Source organism: Billgrantia kenyensis (genome assembly GCF_013697085.1).
Taxonomy (GTDB): Bacteria; Pseudomonadota; Gammaproteobacteria; order Pseudomonadales; family Halomonadaceae; genus Halomonas; species Halomonas kenyensis.
Genome location: NZ_JACEFT010000030.1, coordinates 21,731 through 37,014 on the forward strand (window position 1 = coordinate 21,731; position 15,284 = coordinate 37,014).

General features: G+C 62.2%; 12 protein-coding genes and 1 CRISPR repeat array. Of the genes, 9 read left to right on the top strand and 3 right to left on the bottom strand.

Going from position 1 to position 15,284, the window contains the following annotated elements; genetic code table 11:
* Positions 1-56 precede the first annotated feature (56 nt).
* Both H1D44_RS17630 and H1D44_RS17635 read right to left on the bottom strand, forming a co-directional pair.
* Positions 57-956: a metal ABC transporter permease gene (locus tag H1D44_RS17630; RefSeq protein WP_181516426.1), complete on the bottom strand. Its 900-nt coding sequence runs from the start codon at positions 954-956 to the stop codon at positions 57-59.
* Between the two features lie 103 nt (positions 957-1,059).
* Complete coding sequence (locus tag H1D44_RS17635) at positions 1,060-1,728, bottom strand: hypothetical protein (protein WP_181516428.1); 669 nt, start codon at positions 1,726-1,728, stop codon at positions 1,060-1,062.
* Between the two features lie 117 nt (positions 1,729-1,845).
* On the opposite strand from H1D44_RS17635, the gene H1D44_RS17640 reads away from it, so the two are divergent.
* Complete coding sequence (locus H1D44_RS17640; protein WP_181516430.1) at positions 1,846-2,442, top strand: malonic semialdehyde reductase; 597 nt, start codon at positions 1,846-1,848, stop codon at positions 2,440-2,442.
* 25 nt (positions 2,443-2,467) lie between these two features.
* Here H1D44_RS17640 and H1D44_RS17645 read toward each other — a convergent pair whose 3' ends face one another.
* The gene (locus H1D44_RS17645) at positions 2,468-3,334 is read right to left on the bottom strand and encodes a WYL domain-containing protein (protein WP_181516431.1); all 867 of its coding nucleotides are present in this window, start codon (positions 3,332-3,334) and stop codon (positions 2,468-2,470) included.
* Between the two features lie 151 nt (positions 3,335-3,485).
* Between H1D44_RS17645 and cas3 the strand changes: the two genes are divergently transcribed.
* From cas3 to cas2e, 8 genes are all read left to right on the top strand, one after another.
* Positions 3,486-6,131 carry a CRISPR-associated helicase Cas3' gene (gene cas3 / locus H1D44_RS17650; protein ID WP_181516433.1) on the top strand — a complete coding sequence of 882 codons (2,646 nt, stop codon included), beginning with the start codon at positions 3,486-3,488 and terminating at the stop codon, positions 6,129-6,131.
* 84 nt (positions 6,132-6,215) lie between these two features.
* Positions 6,216-7,913 (top strand): type I-E CRISPR-associated protein Cse1/CasA, encoded by a 1,698-nt coding sequence (gene casA / locus H1D44_RS17655; protein WP_181516435.1) that lies wholly within the window; start codon positions 6,216-6,218, stop codon positions 7,911-7,913.
* Complete coding sequence (gene casB / locus H1D44_RS17660) at positions 7,910-8,608, top strand: type I-E CRISPR-associated protein Cse2/CasB (protein ID WP_181516437.1); 699 nt, start codon at positions 7,910-7,912, stop codon at positions 8,606-8,608. The genes casA and casB overlap by 4 nt, the downstream gene beginning before the upstream one ends.
* Positions 8,609-8,663: 55 nt before the next feature.
* Positions 8,664-9,758, top strand: a complete 1,095-nt coding sequence (gene cas7e / locus H1D44_RS17665; protein WP_181516439.1) for a type I-E CRISPR-associated protein Cas7/Cse4/CasC — start codon at positions 8,664-8,666, stop codon at positions 9,756-9,758.
* An 11-nt stretch (positions 9,759-9,769) separates the two neighbouring features.
* Positions 9,770-10,549: a type I-E CRISPR-associated protein Cas5/CasD gene (cas5e, locus tag H1D44_RS17670; protein ID WP_181516441.1), complete on the top strand. Its 780-nt coding sequence runs from the start codon at positions 9,770-9,772 to the stop codon at positions 10,547-10,549.
* On the top strand, positions 10,549-11,247 hold the full coding sequence (gene cas6e / locus H1D44_RS17675; RefSeq protein WP_181516443.1) for a type I-E CRISPR-associated protein Cas6/Cse3/CasE: 699 nt from the start codon (positions 10,549-10,551) through the stop codon (positions 11,245-11,247). Before cas5e ends, cas6e begins: the two co-directional genes overlap by 1 nt.
* 9 nt (positions 11,248-11,256) lie before the next feature.
* Complete coding sequence (cas1e, locus tag H1D44_RS17680) at positions 11,257-12,177, top strand: type I-E CRISPR-associated endonuclease Cas1e (RefSeq protein ID WP_181516445.1); 921 nt, start codon at positions 11,257-11,259, stop codon at positions 12,175-12,177.
* Between the two features lies 1 nt (position 12,178).
* The gene (gene cas2e / locus H1D44_RS17685; RefSeq protein WP_181516448.1) at positions 12,179-12,472 is read left to right on the top strand and encodes a type I-E CRISPR-associated endoribonuclease Cas2e; all 294 of its coding nucleotides are present in this window, start codon (positions 12,179-12,181) and stop codon (positions 12,470-12,472) included.
* Positions 12,473-12,582: 110 nt separating this feature from the next.
* A CRISPR array of direct repeats spans positions 12,583-15,236; the repeat unit is 29 nt; unit sequence CCGATCCCCGCGAGGGCGGGGATAAACCG.
* Positions 15,237-15,284 lie beyond the last annotated feature (48 nt).

A 15,284-nucleotide genomic window follows, 5' to 3' on the forward strand; every position in this document is an offset into this window, starting at 1 on the left:
GCGTTCCAGCAGATCCAAGGCGGCAGTATGCAGGGTTCGCAGCAAAAGGGAACCGCTCAAGGGATCAGTTGTGAACGCCGTGGCAATGCGTTCGCTTTGAGACGGGATCGGCCTGCTCTCAAGCTGCGGTAGGGGCCAAGCGCGATCGACGCCACGTAGGCCAGGCCCGCCAGCAGGATAATGGCAGGACCCGAGGGCAGGCCAGCGTGATAGGACACCAGTAGTCCCGTCACGCTACAAGCCACGGCAATACCGATAGCAATGGCGATCATGCCCTCGAGCCGTGAGCTCCAGGAGCGTGCCGCTGCTGCCGGCAAGAGCATCAGGCCTGCCGCCATCAATGTACCCAGGGTCTGGAAGCTGGCAACCAGGCACAGCACTACCATCGCCATGAACAAGGTGTGAGTCCAGCCGGCGTGCCTTCCCTGAAGGGTAAGGAACTGGGGGTCCAGGCATTCCACGACCAGCGCGCGAAAGGAGACGGCAAGGGATAGAAGAATCGCACTGCTGACCAGCGCCACAAGCAGTAGCGTACGGCTATCGACTGCCAGGATGGTGCCAAACAGAACGTGGCCAAGATCCAGCGCATTACCCGACAGACTGACGATGGTCACACCGCCAGCCATGGCCACCAGGAACAGGCTGGCCATGGCCGCGTCCTCCTTGAGGCCGCTGAACAGCGTCACTCCGCCGGCAAGTGCCACGGTAATCAAACCGGCCAGCACGCCGCCGAGCATCATCATTGGCAATGAAAAGCCGGCCAGCATGAAAGCCACGGCCACCCCCGGCAGGATGGCATGCGACAGGGCCTCGCCCATCAGGCTCATGCCGCGCAAGGTGAGAAACACACCAAGAACCGGTGCGGTGAGTGACAGCGCCAATGATGCCACCAAGGCGCGGCGCATGAAGGCATAGTCGAAGGGTGACGTCAGCCACCAGTGCAGCGTATCTAGCATGGAGCAGGCCAAGTGTTTTTATAGATATGTTATATCATAACATAAAATATCCCGAAATGAGCCCAGGCTCAACAAGGCCTGGGGTCTCACCAATCGCCAAGGCTCAGTAGCGCAGCGCCACGCCCACCTGATTGGGCGCCACCATCAGGGCGTACTCGCCTTGCAGCTTCAAATCCCCCAGGGACAGCTGGGCGGGCTGAAAGCGGTTGATTGCCACTGTTGCCTGGCGCGGCTGGGTCTGGATCTGCAGCTCGCTGATCAACATGCCGGTAGCAAAGTTGATGGCGCCGTCACGACCGCGCCCGTCGCCCACGCCGATCAGCAGGCCCGAAGTGGTATTCACCAGCAGCGAGCCCAGGCGTGCCTCCAGGCTGCGGCGCTGACGCTCCTCTGCGGCCACCTCGTGCAGTAGCCGGCGTGCACTTTCGATATCGCCACCGCCTTCGCTCAACTGACGCCGAGCTGCCGGATGCGGCTGGCGATCCATCAGCGTACCGGCCAGTGCCAGCGCCGACTTCACCGCGCCCACCCGGGCATCGTAACGGGTATCGCGGCTGTCCGACTCGCTGGCCTGATAGACGTTCACGGCAAGCGTGGAGGCGTACACCCCCGCCCAGCCGTATTGCCATACGTTGGCATGGCGCTCACCGCGGGCCAGGGCATCCTCGTAGGCCTGGAACTCCTGCGTGGGTTGCTGTGCCATGGCGGGGGCGGCAAGGGCCAGGCTCAGCAGGGGGGCAAGCAGGGCGGCGAACGAACGAAACCTTGGCATAGTCTTCTCCTGGCACATTGAACGAAGCGAAGCGTCGCAAAGAGAGTAGCACTGGTCGTGACCGGCAGATAACGAACGCGTAAAGTGAAATGAGCCAACCACGACCCGGAGTGATTCATGCCTCGGCAGCCTCTCGACGACATCGCGCTCGACACCGTCTTTCGTGAAGCGCATACCCACTATGCCTTTCAGCAGGAGCCCATCGACGAGGCCACTCTGCGCGAGCTGTATGACCTGCTCAAGTGGGGGCCGACATCGATGAACTGCCAGCCGGCGCGCTACGTCTTCGTGACCACCGAAGAGGGCAAGTCTCGCCTGCTGCCGGCGCTTTCCGAGGGCAATCGCGACAAGGCCCACCAGGCCCCCGTGAACGTGATCGTCGCCATCGACACGCGCTTCTACGAACACATGCCCACCGTCTTCCCGCAATCGCCCAACGCCCGAGAGCGCTTCGCCGAGAACCCCGACAAGGCTAGCGACACCGCTTGTCGCAACGGTACCTTGCAGGGCGCCTACCTGATCGTGGCTGCGCGTATGCTGGGGCTCGACGTCGGCCCCATGAGCGGCTTCGATAACGCCATGGTCGATGAAGAGTTCTTTCCCGACGGCCGTTACAAGAGCAATTTCCTGGTCAACCTTGGCGTGGGGGAGCCGAAAAACCAGCGCCCGAGGGGGCCGAGGCTGGCGTTTGAGGAAGTGGCTGAGGTGGTTTGAGGGCCTTGCTACCGGCGTAAAACGCTCAATCCCAGCGTATCCAACGGGTCAGTTCCTCACGATTGGCGATTTCGACCTGCTGTGCACGCGGATTGACCTCGCTGTGCTGAGGGTTCAGCCCCAGCTCCCTCAACGCATACAGCACGAGCGGGCCACGGCAGGTCAGTACCAACTCACCGTTTGTCATCCCGTAGTCATGAGCGATGAGTGAGCGCTCGACTTCCGGCAAGCGGCGGTCAGGAATCAGCCGAACCTCCACCTGCGTATGCCATTCGGCATCTTGTGTGCCGTCATGCTTTCCCAACATGGTGCCGCAGGGCTCCGGCACATCACGAAATCGACTCAGCACGAAATCACGGTATTGCCGGTGCTTTTCACAAAACGCCCGCACGTGCCAGCGACCCGCCGCGAACACAAGAGTATGCGGTACGAGCACCCGGTCTTCTCCCTCGGGATTCGAAAACGAAGCGTAGTTCACCTCAAGCCTCGTACCCTGGCGTGCAGCTTTGACGATTTCTCTTACTACTTGAGGTGAAATCTCCCGGTTGGGCATCGGTAGGGATTCGGTATTCGCTGCTCCCAGGCTCAAACCTGCAAATGGGGACTCCAGTTCATGATTCGCTCCTTGAAGATGTAGGTACTCTTCGACCCGACCCAGGGTAAAGCGTGGCCTGAAGTCTTCGGTTGGGAGGAATCCCTTTTTCGATTCATCGTAGAGGAGACTGTTCGGCGCCAGCTCCCTGTATTTTCGAATGATTTTTTGAGATTGCTGCCTGCCGATGTCGAATACTGCCCCGATCTGTGAAGCCGCCACTCGCCCCTCCCAGAGCGCCAGGATCTCGATCAGGCGATAGCGGGCTTGAGTGTCCCAGGGCAGTGAGGTCGTTTCCATCGTTGGCTTCTCCATGAACTCAGCGCACTCAAGCGAAGATGGACTAACCGGGCTGCTTAGTACGCTGGTTTGATATACATCACTAGTTACCCATTCTAACAAGTGATTACATGAGGGGCAGTGAGAACAACAAACGAAAGGAAGTTCGCCGGTGACCTATTGGCTCTATTGGGGAAAAGCCAAACCAGGCTCGCAAGGCGCAAGCTGCCATCTCCTGCCCTACCATAGCCTTGACGTGGCTGCCGTCGGTTGGCACCTGCTTGCTCCGGAGAGGCCGCTGACACAACGGTTGGCAGAGCGCCTCGGCATGCCGCCGGAGGCGTTGCGCCGCTTCTTCGTTTTTTTGCTTGGTTTGCATGATATTGGCAAGTTTTCGCGTACGTTTCAGGGGCTTGCTAGGCCCGAGGGTGTGACGCTGGCTCCTCCGGTGGCGCGCTATGGATATACCGCGCGCCACGACCGCCTGGGCGTTCTGCTCTGGGACGCCTGTTGGAATACATGGCGAAGGGAAGGGGCACTTGGCTGGCCCGAGGGCGCGGATGTACGCAGCTCGAAACTGCTGGAGCCCATGGATAGTTTGATGGCACCGTTCTTTGGCCATCATGGACGTCCCGTATCGACGGGCCAGCTCACGCTCGCTCAGTTCTACATCGACGATGGTGAGCTCAACGATGTCACCGCTGCGGGTGATTTTGTCGCCGATTGGGCAGCGCTCATCAAACCTCATTGGCCGCTCGAAAGATTACTCGACAAACATTGGCAGGGCGTCTTCAAGACGCTGAGCTGGACTGTTGCCGGTTGGGCCACCCTCAGCGACTGGTTGGGGTCGCATCGTGACTATTTTCCCTACTGCCAGAAGCCCATTCCACTGGGTGAATACTGGCCATGGGCGCGCAAGCAGGCTGAGGAGGTGCTGGAGGTTACCGGATTCGGCCGCCCACCGGAGCCGATACCCTACGCGGGCCTTGCCCAATGGTTCGACGGTGACGCCACGCCCACCCCGCTTCAGCAGCAAGCAGAGAGTCTCCCCTTGGAGAGCGGTCCGCAGCTGTTCATCCTCGAAGACGTGACCGGCGCGGGCAAGACCGAAGCCGCCTGCATTCTGGCTCAGCGCCTGTTGGCCGCAGGTCACGGCGAAGGGCTTTACTTTGCACTCCCTACCATGGCGACATCCAATGCCATGTATAGCCGCCTGGGCGACCTGCACCACCATTTTTACAGCAGCGCTTCGCGGCCTTCCTTGGTGCTTGCCCACGGGGCTCGCGAACTCAACGAGGAGTTCGAACGAGCCATCGCCCAGCCGGAGAACGACGACTACGATGCAGAAGACGCCAGCGCCTCGACCCAATGCAACCGTTGGCTCGCCGACTCGAACAAGAAGGCGCTATTGGCCGATGTAGGTGTCGGCACCATCGACCAGGCACTGATGGGCGCGCTGCCGTTTCGCCATCAATCGCTGCGCCTATTAGGGCTGGCACGCAAGGTTTTGATCATCGACGAGGTTCACGCCTTCGATCACTACATGCAGACCCTGCTGCACCAATTGTTGGCCCACCACGCCCGCCAAGGCGGCAGCGCTATCCTGCTAACGGCGACGCTGCCCCACGCTATGCGCGAGGCGCTGGTCACGGCTTGGCGTCATGGTCTGGGCGCGGAGCCCAGCTTGCTTGAGAAAACCGACTATCCGCTGCTCACCCGCTGCGGGGAAGGTACTCCTGAGGAGATTCACGTCAAAACCCGCTCTGAAGTCACGCGTAGCGTGGCCATCGAGTGGTTGGAGAGAGAAGAAGAGGCCATCGAGTGCGTGCTGGCGGCGGCGGAGTCGGGTGAGTGCATCGTCTGGGTGCGCAATACCGTCGACGATGCCATCCGAGCCTTTCAACAGCTACGCGAGCGCCATCCCGAGCCCGAGCGCTGCCTGCTCTTCCACGCTCGCTTTGCGATGGTGGACCGCCAGCGAATCGAATCCGAGGTCATCCGCCGCTTTGGCAAAGACTCGAAGCCGCCGTTAAGGCGCAGCCAAGTGGTTGTAACTTCTCAGGTTTTCCAGGAAAGTCTCGACTGTGATGCTGACCAAATGGTCAGCGATATCGCCCCCATCGATCTGTTGATTCAGCGTGCCGGGCGCCTGCAGCGTCACCAGCGCGGTGAGCGAGCCGACCCTGTGTTGAATGTGCTCGCGCCCAAATGGGACGTGCATCCCGGGGGGGACTGGCTAAGCCAGGCGCACCGCGGCACCCAGGCGGTGTACAAGGACACCTCGCTGATATGGCTGACTCAGCGTGTGCTGCGCGAGCTGGGCGCCATCACGATGCCTGGCGCAGCGCGGACGCTGATCGAGAGTGTCTACGCCTTCCCGGTGGAAGATATTCCCGAGGCGCTGGATCAGGCGCACTTCGAGCGTACGGGGATGGATAAGCTGGCGGTCTCGATGGCCACCCATAACGCCTTGAATCTGGAAGCGGGCTACCGCCTCAATGCCGATTTCGACCCCTGGCAGGAGGAGCGTGAATTCGGCACCCGGCTTAGCGACGAGCGGAGCCTCGAGGTGGCGCTACTCAAACGTCAGGGTGAGACGCTGGTGCTCTGGGCAGAGGACCACCGCCATGCCGACCGGTTGAGCCGATGCCGCCTAAGGGAGAGTCAGGTCAAAAAACTCGCCGCGCTACCGGGGCACTATGCCGAGCAGTGGGAAGCGCTGCAGCAGCGCCACCGTGGGCTGCGCTTCGTTCTGCCCTGGCTGCCGGAAGAGGACGACAAGTGTGGTTACGATGAGCAGTGGGGCGTGAGCCTATAGGTGTAGTGGAAGATGCAATGTTCATGAAAGGTAAGTGAGCCAAGGTTAATGAATAAGAATTTATAGAATGCTGCAGAGGTGCCGATGAATCTACTTACAGAATCCTGGTTACCCTTTCGCCATCACGATGGCCGAATCGAATATCACCCACCCTCGGCCCTGGCCGACCCCGACGTGCTCGATCTAGCGCTGCCTCGCGCCGATTTCCAAGGCGCAGCCTGGCAGTTTCTAATTGCGCTGTTGCAGACAGCAATGACGCCGGAGGATACCGACTCTTGGCTGGATCGCTACCAGTCGCCACCCAGCGTGGCGGAGCTTGACGAAGCGCTGGCATCTTTTGCGACGGCGTTCGTGCTCGACGGCGATGGCCCACGCTTCATGCAGGACGTGGACCCGCTGGAAGACGTGAAGGAGGCGTCGGTCGCCGGCCTGTTGATCGACTCGCCCGGTGCCAACGGCATCAAGAACAACACCGATTTCTTCGTCAAGCGCGGTCGGGTGGAGACCGTTTGCCCCGAGTGCGCGGCGCTGGCCCTTTTTACCATGCAGATTAACGCACCCGCCGGTGGGGCCGGTATTCGGGTCGGGCTGCGTGGTGGCGGGCCGCTCACCACTCTGATCTTGCCGGAAGACGAGTCCAAGCCGCTATGGCATCGTCTTTGGCCCAATGTGATGCCCGCCGACGCCGTGGGTCAGCCGGGGCAAACGTGGCACCCGCCCAAAGCAGACGATGGCAAGCTGTTCTTCTGGATGGCTGAGACCCACATCAGCGACAAGAAGGGCACCGAGGTGTTGCCCGAACAAGTGCACCCCTTACACGCCTTCTGGTCGATGCCGCGGCGCTACCGGCTGCTGTTCGACGAGACGCCGGGGTGTTGCGATCTCTGTGGCCGGGAGACGTCGCACCCGGTGCGCCGTCTGCGTGCCAAGAAGCAGGGTGCCAACTACGACGGCCCCTGGCGGCACCCGCTCACACCTTATCGCCGTCTCAATCCCAAAAAGCTCGATGAACTACCGCTCTCCAGCAAGGGGCAACCCGGCGGGCTGGGCTACCGCCACTGGCCGGGGCTGGTGCTGGAGGATGAAGCCGTGAGCGGAGCCCTGCCTGCCCGCGTGGTCACTCACCACCTGCACAAGTACCGTATGGTCCAAGCCGCACGTGACGACGGTGAAGCGTTCGAGGCGCTGTTCCGGCGCGCCCGACTCTGGGTGTTTGGCTATGACATGGACAACATGAAGCCGCGCGGCTGGTATAGCGTGGAAATGCCGCTAGTAGGGGTGCCCGAAGCGCATCAGGAGATACTACGCGACTGGGTCAAACGTTTCGTCGATCTGGCTTCGGAGTTTACCTGGACCCTGCGCAACCAGCTCAAGCGTGCCTGGTTCAAACGCCCGGAAGATGCCAAGGGCGATATGAGTCAGGTCGATGCCCAGTTCTTCGAAGCCACCCAGTTGGCGTTCTTCAAGACGCTGCGCATGATGGGCGAGACGCTGCGCGATGAAACCGCAACGCCGACGCTTTCCCCCGACATTCACCGTCAGTGGTACCTCGCCCTCAAGCATGAAGCGCTGTCCCTGTTCGATGCGCAGGCCATTAGCGGCCCATTGGAGGGCATGAAGATGCAGCAACTGGAACGGATCACCAGCGCCCGGCGCTACTTACAAACCTATTTGAACGGCAGCGGCAAGAAGATCGGCAAAACGGCTCAGACGTTCGCCCAGGTGGGTGGCTTTGAGCTGCAAGCCTCGATGCCCCAGCGTGATGAGGAGAGCGCAGCATGAGTGAGGTGGAGCAACAAGCGCCGCGGCCACGAGCGGCAGAGGGCGAGGCTACCGCAGGCAATGCGGTAGAGCGCTACCGCTATGTGCTTACTGATCAAGAGGCCTATGAGCTGCGCTTGTGGTGGCGGCGACTGGTGATGGATGACAAGACGCTCAAGCGATACACGCAGCAGCGGCCCTATCCCCGCGGCGTGCGCGCTACGCTGCGCCGCTCTGCCACTATCGAGTCGGTCATGCTGACCGAGGCCTTTCGCCATCTTTGGCTGACGCTCGAGTCACGGGCCTGGACGGAGGCGGTTAACGAGGGGCCGAATAAGCGCAATCAACGTCTCGAAGTTTGGTCGGTCATTGCCGCGGTGGTATGCGAGCTGCGCGACGAAACGTTTGATGCGCCCTTGGGTAAACGTCTGGGAGAGAAGCGCCCCAAGACCGTCGATACTCCGCGGATGAGCGACTTACGCTTCCAGCAGCTGCTTGATTGTCACAGTAGGGAAGAGCTGATTCGCCGCTTTCGTCGGGCGCTCAAACTCGCAGATAACGCCGGTATCAGCGTTGTCCGCCTGGCCGATATGGTCGCGCTCTGGGACCTAGAGCAGCGCGGTCAGTACCGCGTCAAGGCCGCCCAACGGTTTGCCTTCGTCATGAGTGATGCCTACTTCAAGGCGCGCGCATTGAAACCGGCAGCGGGCGACTGAGCGACGACAGCCACTTTCTAACATCCGTATTACTCTTGTATTCAGGGAACCCATCATGAGCCACTTCATTCAGCTGCACCTGCTCACCTCCTACCCCCCCTCCAACCTCAACCGCGATGATCTGGGCCGCCCCAAGACAGCCTTTATGGGCGGTGCCCGGCGGCTGCGTGTCTCTTCGCAGAGTCTCAAGCGCAACTGGCGCACCTCCGATCTGTTCGAAGCGGCAGTCAATGGCCACAAGGGCACACGCACCAAGCGTCTGGGAGGAGAGGTTTACAAACGGATGACCAGCGCGGGTGCTGACGAGAAAGTCGCCGGTAGCAGTGCTGAGAAGATCGCTGGTGTCTTCGGCAAACTGCGCAAAGTCGAGAAGGGAGAAAAGCACGAGTACGAGATCGAGCAGTTGGTGCATGTTGGCCTCGAAGAGCTCGCAGCACTGGAGGGGCTGGCCGATACGCTAGGGGCCGAGAACCGCGAGCCGACCGATGAAGAACTCAAAGAGTTGCTCGCACAGCGCCCCACCGCCGTCGATGTGGCGCTGTTCGGGCGGATGCTTGCCGCCGCCCCCAGTTACAACGTCGAAGCCGCCTGTCAGGTCGCCCACGCTATCACCGTGCACGCAGCCGAGGTCGAAGACGACTACTTTACCGCCGTCGATGACCTGAACACCGGCGATGACGACCGAGGCGCAGCGCATATTGGCGAGGCCGGCTTTGCCGCCGGGCTCTTCTATCTCTATATCTGCATCGACCGGGATCTACTGGTCGAGAACCTGCAAGGCAAGGAAGAACTGGCTGATCGTGCCATTGCTGCGCTGGTGGAATCTGCCGTCAAGGTCTCGCCCAAGGGTAAGCAGAACAGCTTCGGCTCCCGCGCCCATGCGAGCTACTTGCTGGCAGAGAAGGGTGATCAGCAGCCACGCTCGCTGGCGGCTTCCTTCCTGCAGCCGGTCAACGGCGAAGAGCAGGCCACCAAGGCTATCGAGAAACTGGAAAGGCAGGCCCAGGCCTTCGATGACGCTTACGGTGCCGGCGCGGATCGCCGCTTTATCCTCTCAGCAACGCCGGAGTACGTCGCGCCTGTTCTGAAGGGCGATATTCAGCGAGGCAACCTGCAGGATCTGCTGAGCTTTCTCAAAGACGACGAGTGAACGGAGGCGGTATGCCACGACATCTGGTTTTTCGCCTCTATGCGCCCATGGCGAGTTGGGGGGAGGCCGCGGTTGGCGAGACACGGCCAACCGCGACCTACCCCGGTCGTAGCGCCATCCTGGGGCTAGTGGGGGCGGCACTTGGCATCCGGCGCGACGACGATGAAGGACAGCGGCGCCTGCGCAAGGGCCTGCAAGTGGCGGTCAAGCAGCGCTCACCGGGGCTGTTGCTGCGCGACTATCACACCGTGCAGGTGCCGCCATCGCAAGCGAAAGTAACCCACCGCACGCGCCGTGAAGAGCTTTCGGTGCCCAAGGAGACACTCAATACCATTCTCTCTTCACGAGATTACCGTTGCGACGGCCTCTGGTCCGTTGCGATTCGACTGACACCGGAGGCTGTCTGGACCCTGGAGGAACTGACAACGGCGTTGGAAAAGCCCCGTTTCCCGCTCTACCTCGGCCGCAAGGCGTGCCCCTTGGCCGCGCCACTGGTGCCTACCGTGATCGAGGCCAGCTGCTGGCGCCAGGCACTGGATCACCGTTTTGAAAGCGCGTTGGATCCGGAACGCTCCTGGCTGGCGCTGGTGGGGAATGAGGAGAAGGATAAGCGCCTGCTGCGCTTACCCGACGAGGTGCTCTACGCCTGGGAAGGGGCGGCCGATGCGCTCGATGGCGTTGCGGCCAGTGAGTCTAGTGAGGTTTGGGATGAACCGCTGCATCGCCGCCGCTGGCAGTTCGGGCCGCGTACCGAGTATCGCCGCTTCGTCCGCCTTGAGGAGGGCAACTGATGTTTCTTTCTCGTGTACGTGTGGACCTCAACGGCCTTTCCCGCGAACTGCTATTCGAGATCATGGGAGGTGGCGCCTACGGTGCCCACCAGCTTCTATGGAAACTTTTCCCCGACCACTCGGAGGCTCGCCCTTTCCTGTTCCGACAGGAAATGGAGGAGCCCTCGGGGCCAGACCAAACGCCCAAAGGGCTGCCGTTGTTCTACATGCTTTCTGATCGCGAACCCGTAGCAGTAGCGGGGTTGCTCGATGTACAGAGCAAGCCTTTCGCCCCAGCGCTGGAGGTAGGCGAGCAGTTAGCGTTTCGTGTTCGTGCCAATCCGACGGTATCCAAGGCGGTAGAGGGCAAGCGAGGGCAGCGTGCCGATGTCTTGATGGCCGCCAAGTTTCCTTTTGAGTCGGGTGAGGCCCGCAGCAGTCGAGCCTGCGTAGAGGCCATGGACAATGCCGCTAACGATTGGCTGGCCTCACGGGCCGAGTCCTGGGGATTTCGACTGCCGGTCAAGCCAAATGTGGGCGCCTATCGTCAGCATGCTCTCCACAAGCCCGGTCGACGCGATGCCATTCGGTTTTCCAGCGTCGATTATGAAGGCCTTCTGGAAGTGACCGACCCGGGGCGCTTGGTCGAAACACTGGCTCATGGTATCGGCCGTGCCAAGGCGTTTGGCTGTGGATTGCTGATGCTGCGTCGACCTTGAGGGGGTGATATGAGCTTTATCCCCTTCAAGCCGATCCCAATGAAGGATCGCATGTCGATGATCTTCATCGGCATGGGCCAGATCGACGTACGTGATGGCGCCTTCGTGGTGATTGACGATGTCAACGGCGAGCGCATGCACATACCGGTCGGCTCGGTTGCCTGCCTGCTGCTTGAACCTGGCACCAGAGTCTCCCACGCGGCCATCAAGCTTGCCGCGGCGGTAGGCACCCTGCTGATCTGGGTTGGGGATGCCGGCGTGCGCCTCTACAGTGCAGGGCAGCCTGGCGGCGCCCGATCCGACAAGCTGCTTTATCAGGCTAGATTGGTGCTGGAGGAGAAGCTGCGGCTCAAGGTGGTGCGCAAGATGTTCGAGCTGCGCTTCGGTGAGCCGGCGCCTGAGCGGCGCAGTATCGAACAGTTGCGGGGAATCGAAGGCGCCCGTGTGCGTAAGACGTATCAACACTTGGCCAAACAGTACGGCATCAAATGGACAGGGCGCCGTTACGACCCGAGCCAATGGGATGCTTCCGATACCATCAACCAATGCCTCTCCGCTGCCACCGCTTGTCTCTACGGGGTGACTGAAGCAGCGATTCTGGCGGCAGGTTATGCGCCAGCCATTGGCTTTCTGCACACCGGAAAGCCAAAGAGCTTCGTCTACGATATCGCCGATATCGTCAAGTTCGAAACCGTGGTTCCTGCGGCTTTCCGCGTTGTGGCGCGCAATCCACCTCTGCCAGAGCGGGAGGTGCGTATTGCCTGCCGCGATGCCTTCCGGCAGACGAAGCTGCTTCAGAGCCTGATACCACTGATCGAAGAAGTCCTATCAGCAGGGGAGATCGAACCACCACCGCCAGCCCCCGAAGCCGTGCCACCAGCCATACCGGAGCCGGCATCCGTGGGCGATGCCGGGCACAGGAGCGGCTGATATGGCCATGCTAGTCGTAGTGACCGAAGCCGTACCGCCCCGTCTGCGCGGCAGGCTCGCCGTGTGGCTGCTCGAGGTTCGTGCCGGTGTCTATGTCGGCGATGTCAGCAGGCGTATCCGCGAGATGATCTGGGAGCAGATCAATGCGCTGGCGGAGGAAGGCAATGTCGTGATGGCCTGGGCCAGCAATCACGAGTCCGGTTTTGAGTTCCAAACGTACGGCTCGAATCGTCGTGAGCCCTGGGATCATGACGGACTGCGTTTGGTGCGCTTTCTTCCGCTAGAAACCAACTAACTGATTTTCCAGGCTCTTTAACAATTCGTGCTGTACAAAAAATAGGCAAAATCGCTGGTGGGAAATCCACCGGCGATTTTCCTTTTGTAGATCAATCGTCTACGATTAGTCCGATCCCCGCGAGGGCGGGGATAAACCGTCCTCGATCTCGTCCTCGAGGCGCGCGATGCGCCGATCCCCGCGAGGGCGGGGATAAACCGGTGCCGCGGCGGCCAGAGGGGATCTCAATTACCCGATCCCCGCGAGGGCGGGGATAAACCGGAGCTGGAGTCATGATCACCATCTCATCACTACCGATCCCCGCGAGGGCGGGGATAAACCGGCATGCTGAGGCTGGCGACCGAGGAAGAGCACCCGATCCCCGCGAGGGCGGGGATAAACCGCCCGAGGCGATGGTGACGTCCTCCAGGGTGTACCGATCCCCGCGAGGGCGGGGATAAACCGCTGAGTGAGTACTGCAGCATGGCCTTGGCCGCCCGATCCCCGCGAGGGCGGGGATAAACCGCCCGAGGGGCACTCAGGGATTACGTGTTGCACCCGATCCCCGCGAGGGCGGGGATAAACCGCGTTCGAGCATTTACTGCTGGGAGACGGCCAACCGATCCCCGCGAGGGCGGGGATAAACCGTGGTGCCCATCGTGATCGTCGTCGGTATCCCACCGATCCCCGCGAGGGCGGGGATAAACCGCATTACAGCGTCGAGCTGGAATCCGCCGCGCTCCGATCCCCGCGAGGGCGGGGATAAACCGCTATGGGGTCGCGCCCGCGCCAAGCTCGCCCGCCGATCCCCGCGAGGGCGGGGATAAACCATGGGCGTGGGTCGCGGCCTCATGTCAGTGGGCCCGATCCCCGCGAGGGCGGGGATAAACCGTATCCGCGGCTGCGGTCAAGCAGCATGGTGCCCCGATCCCCGCGAGGGCGGGGATAAACCAGCTGAGCCGCCCGGAGCCCGAGGCCCCCGACCCCGATCCCCGCGAGGGCGGGGATAAACCGGGAGAGGTCACATGATCTACAGCCAGGAAGCCCCGATCCCCGCGAGGGCGGGGATAAACCGCCGCGCATCTCCTCGAATACGCGGGTGCGGATCCGATCCCCGCGAGGGCGGGGATAAACCGCTGAATGCGGGCGACCGGCAAGGCGCGGCTGACCGATCCCCGCGAGGGCGGGGATAAACCGGACGGCTACCGCGTCAGCTCCTCCAACCTATCCCGATCCCCGCGAGGGCGGGGATAAACCGATAGTCGTAGTAGCGATCACAGCTCGGGCCATCCGATCCCCGCGAGGGCGGGGATAAACCGCCCTTGCCCGCTGCCGCTCCGAAATAACTGGCCCGATCCCCGCGAGGGCGGGGATAAACCGCAGGCTCAGCAGTCGATGATGCTTGAGGCCATCCGATCCCCGCGAGGGCGGGGATAAACCGTAAGCGCGGCGAACTTCCGTTGCTGTGGGCGCCCGATCCCCGCGAGGGCGGGGATAAACCGGTCACTGCCGACGTGAAGGCTATCGCTCAGCACCGATCCCCGCGAGGGCGGGGATAAACCGAACCCGGTCGGCCAGGTGTCCCGCGTCAAGCGCCGATCCCCGCGAGGGCGGGGATAAACCGGCAATTGATCGACTCGCCCGGATTCGAGTAGACCGATCCCCGCGAGGGCGGGGATAAACCGTCGCCCCGAATTTCCAGGCCCATGGCGCCGGCCCGATCCCCGCGAGGGCGGGGATAAACCGAAACATCTGGGCGGAGAGTCGTTGATATTTCACCGATCCCCGCGAGGGCGGGGATAAACCGCAGGGCGGCATCTTCAGGGGGCACCGCATATGCCGATCCCCGCGAGGGCGGGGATAAACCGGTCAGGGCGTCAGCGAGGAAGAAGGCGTGTTCCCGATCCCCGCGAGGGCGGGGATAAACCGCAGCCAGGACTCCACCTTGCGCAGCGCGGCCCCCGATCCCCGCGAGGGCGGGGATAAACCGCCAATGAGGTGCAACGTGAAGCCGAAGAGCGCCCGATCCCCGCGAGGGCGGGGATAAACCGCGTCTCGAGCACCACGTCGCCAACCGAGATCCCCCGATCCCCGCGAGGGCGGGGATAAACCGTCCGCCAGGCGGCGCACCGAATGCTTGGGAAACCGATCCCCGCGAGGGCGGGGATAAACCGTCGTCGGCATCGCGGTCGGCCTGGGCGCGTTGCCGATCCCCGCGAGGGCGGGGATAAACCGCGCTCGATGTGGTTCTGGCCGATCTGCCCCAGCCGATCCCCGCGAGGGCGGGGATAAACCGATGCGTGGCGACTGGATCCCTGGCGTGATCGACCGATCCCCGCGAGGGCGGGGATAAACCGCGCATACAGGGCTTCCCCCGCCTGCTCCTGGGCCGATCCCCGCGAGGGCGGGGATAAACCGCCTGAAGTGCGTGCGGGCATACTGCTCGTTGCCCGATCCCCGCGAGGGCGGGGATAAACCGCTTTCGGCTGCAAGCTGCACGAGCTTGTGCAGCCGATCCCCGCGAGGGCGGGGATAAACCGTGATGCGGCGGCTTGCGCCCGAGATCAAACGCGCCGATCCCCGCGAGGGCGGGGATAAACCGCCGGGTACGTACCTCGCTCGCGTGTTTGACCGCCGATCCCCGCGAGGGCGGGGATAAACCGTGGTCGGTGGTGTTATTATGGGCGAGCGTTGCCCGATCCCCGCGAGGGCGGGGATAAACCGCAGATCGGGCAGGATAGTTTCGAGGTCCACTTCCGATCCCCGCGAGGGCGGGGATAAACCGTGGTCGGTGGTGTTATTATGGGCGAGCGTTGCCCGATCCCCGCGAGGG

Excerpts from the sequence above, each read along its gene's own strand:
- casB (WP_181516437.1), top strand. The coding sequence starts at position 7,910 with ATGAGTGAGGTGGAGCAACAAGCGCCGCGGCCACGAGCGGCAGAGGGC.
- H1D44_RS17630 (WP_181516426.1), bottom strand. The coding sequence starts at position 956 with ATGCTAGATACGCTGCACTGGTGGCTGACGTCACCCTTCGACTATGCC.
- H1D44_RS17645 (WP_181516431.1), bottom strand. The coding sequence starts at position 3,334 with ATGGAAACGACCTCACTGCCCTGGGACACTCAAGCCCGCTATCGCCTG.
- cas7e (WP_181516439.1), top strand. The coding sequence starts at position 8,664 with ATGAGCCACTTCATTCAGCTGCACCTGCTCACCTCCTACCCCCCCTCC.
- H1D44_RS17640 (WP_181516430.1), top strand. The coding sequence starts at position 1,846 with ATGCCTCGGCAGCCTCTCGACGACATCGCGCTCGACACCGTCTTTCGT.
- H1D44_RS17635 (WP_181516428.1), bottom strand. The coding sequence starts at position 1,728 with ATGCCAAGGTTTCGTTCGTTCGCCGCCCTGCTTGCCCCCCTGCTGAGC.
- casA (WP_181516435.1), top strand. The coding sequence starts at position 6,216 with ATGAATCTACTTACAGAATCCTGGTTACCCTTTCGCCATCACGATGGC.
- cas5e (WP_181516441.1), top strand. The coding sequence starts at position 9,770 with ATGCCACGACATCTGGTTTTTCGCCTCTATGCGCCCATGGCGAGTTGG.
- cas6e (WP_181516443.1), top strand. The coding sequence starts at position 10,549 with ATGTTTCTTTCTCGTGTACGTGTGGACCTCAACGGCCTTTCCCGCGAA.
- cas1e (WP_181516445.1), top strand. The coding sequence starts at position 11,257 with ATGAGCTTTATCCCCTTCAAGCCGATCCCAATGAAGGATCGCATGTCG.
- cas2e (WP_181516448.1), top strand. The coding sequence starts at position 12,179 with ATGGCCATGCTAGTCGTAGTGACCGAAGCCGTACCGCCCCGTCTGCGC.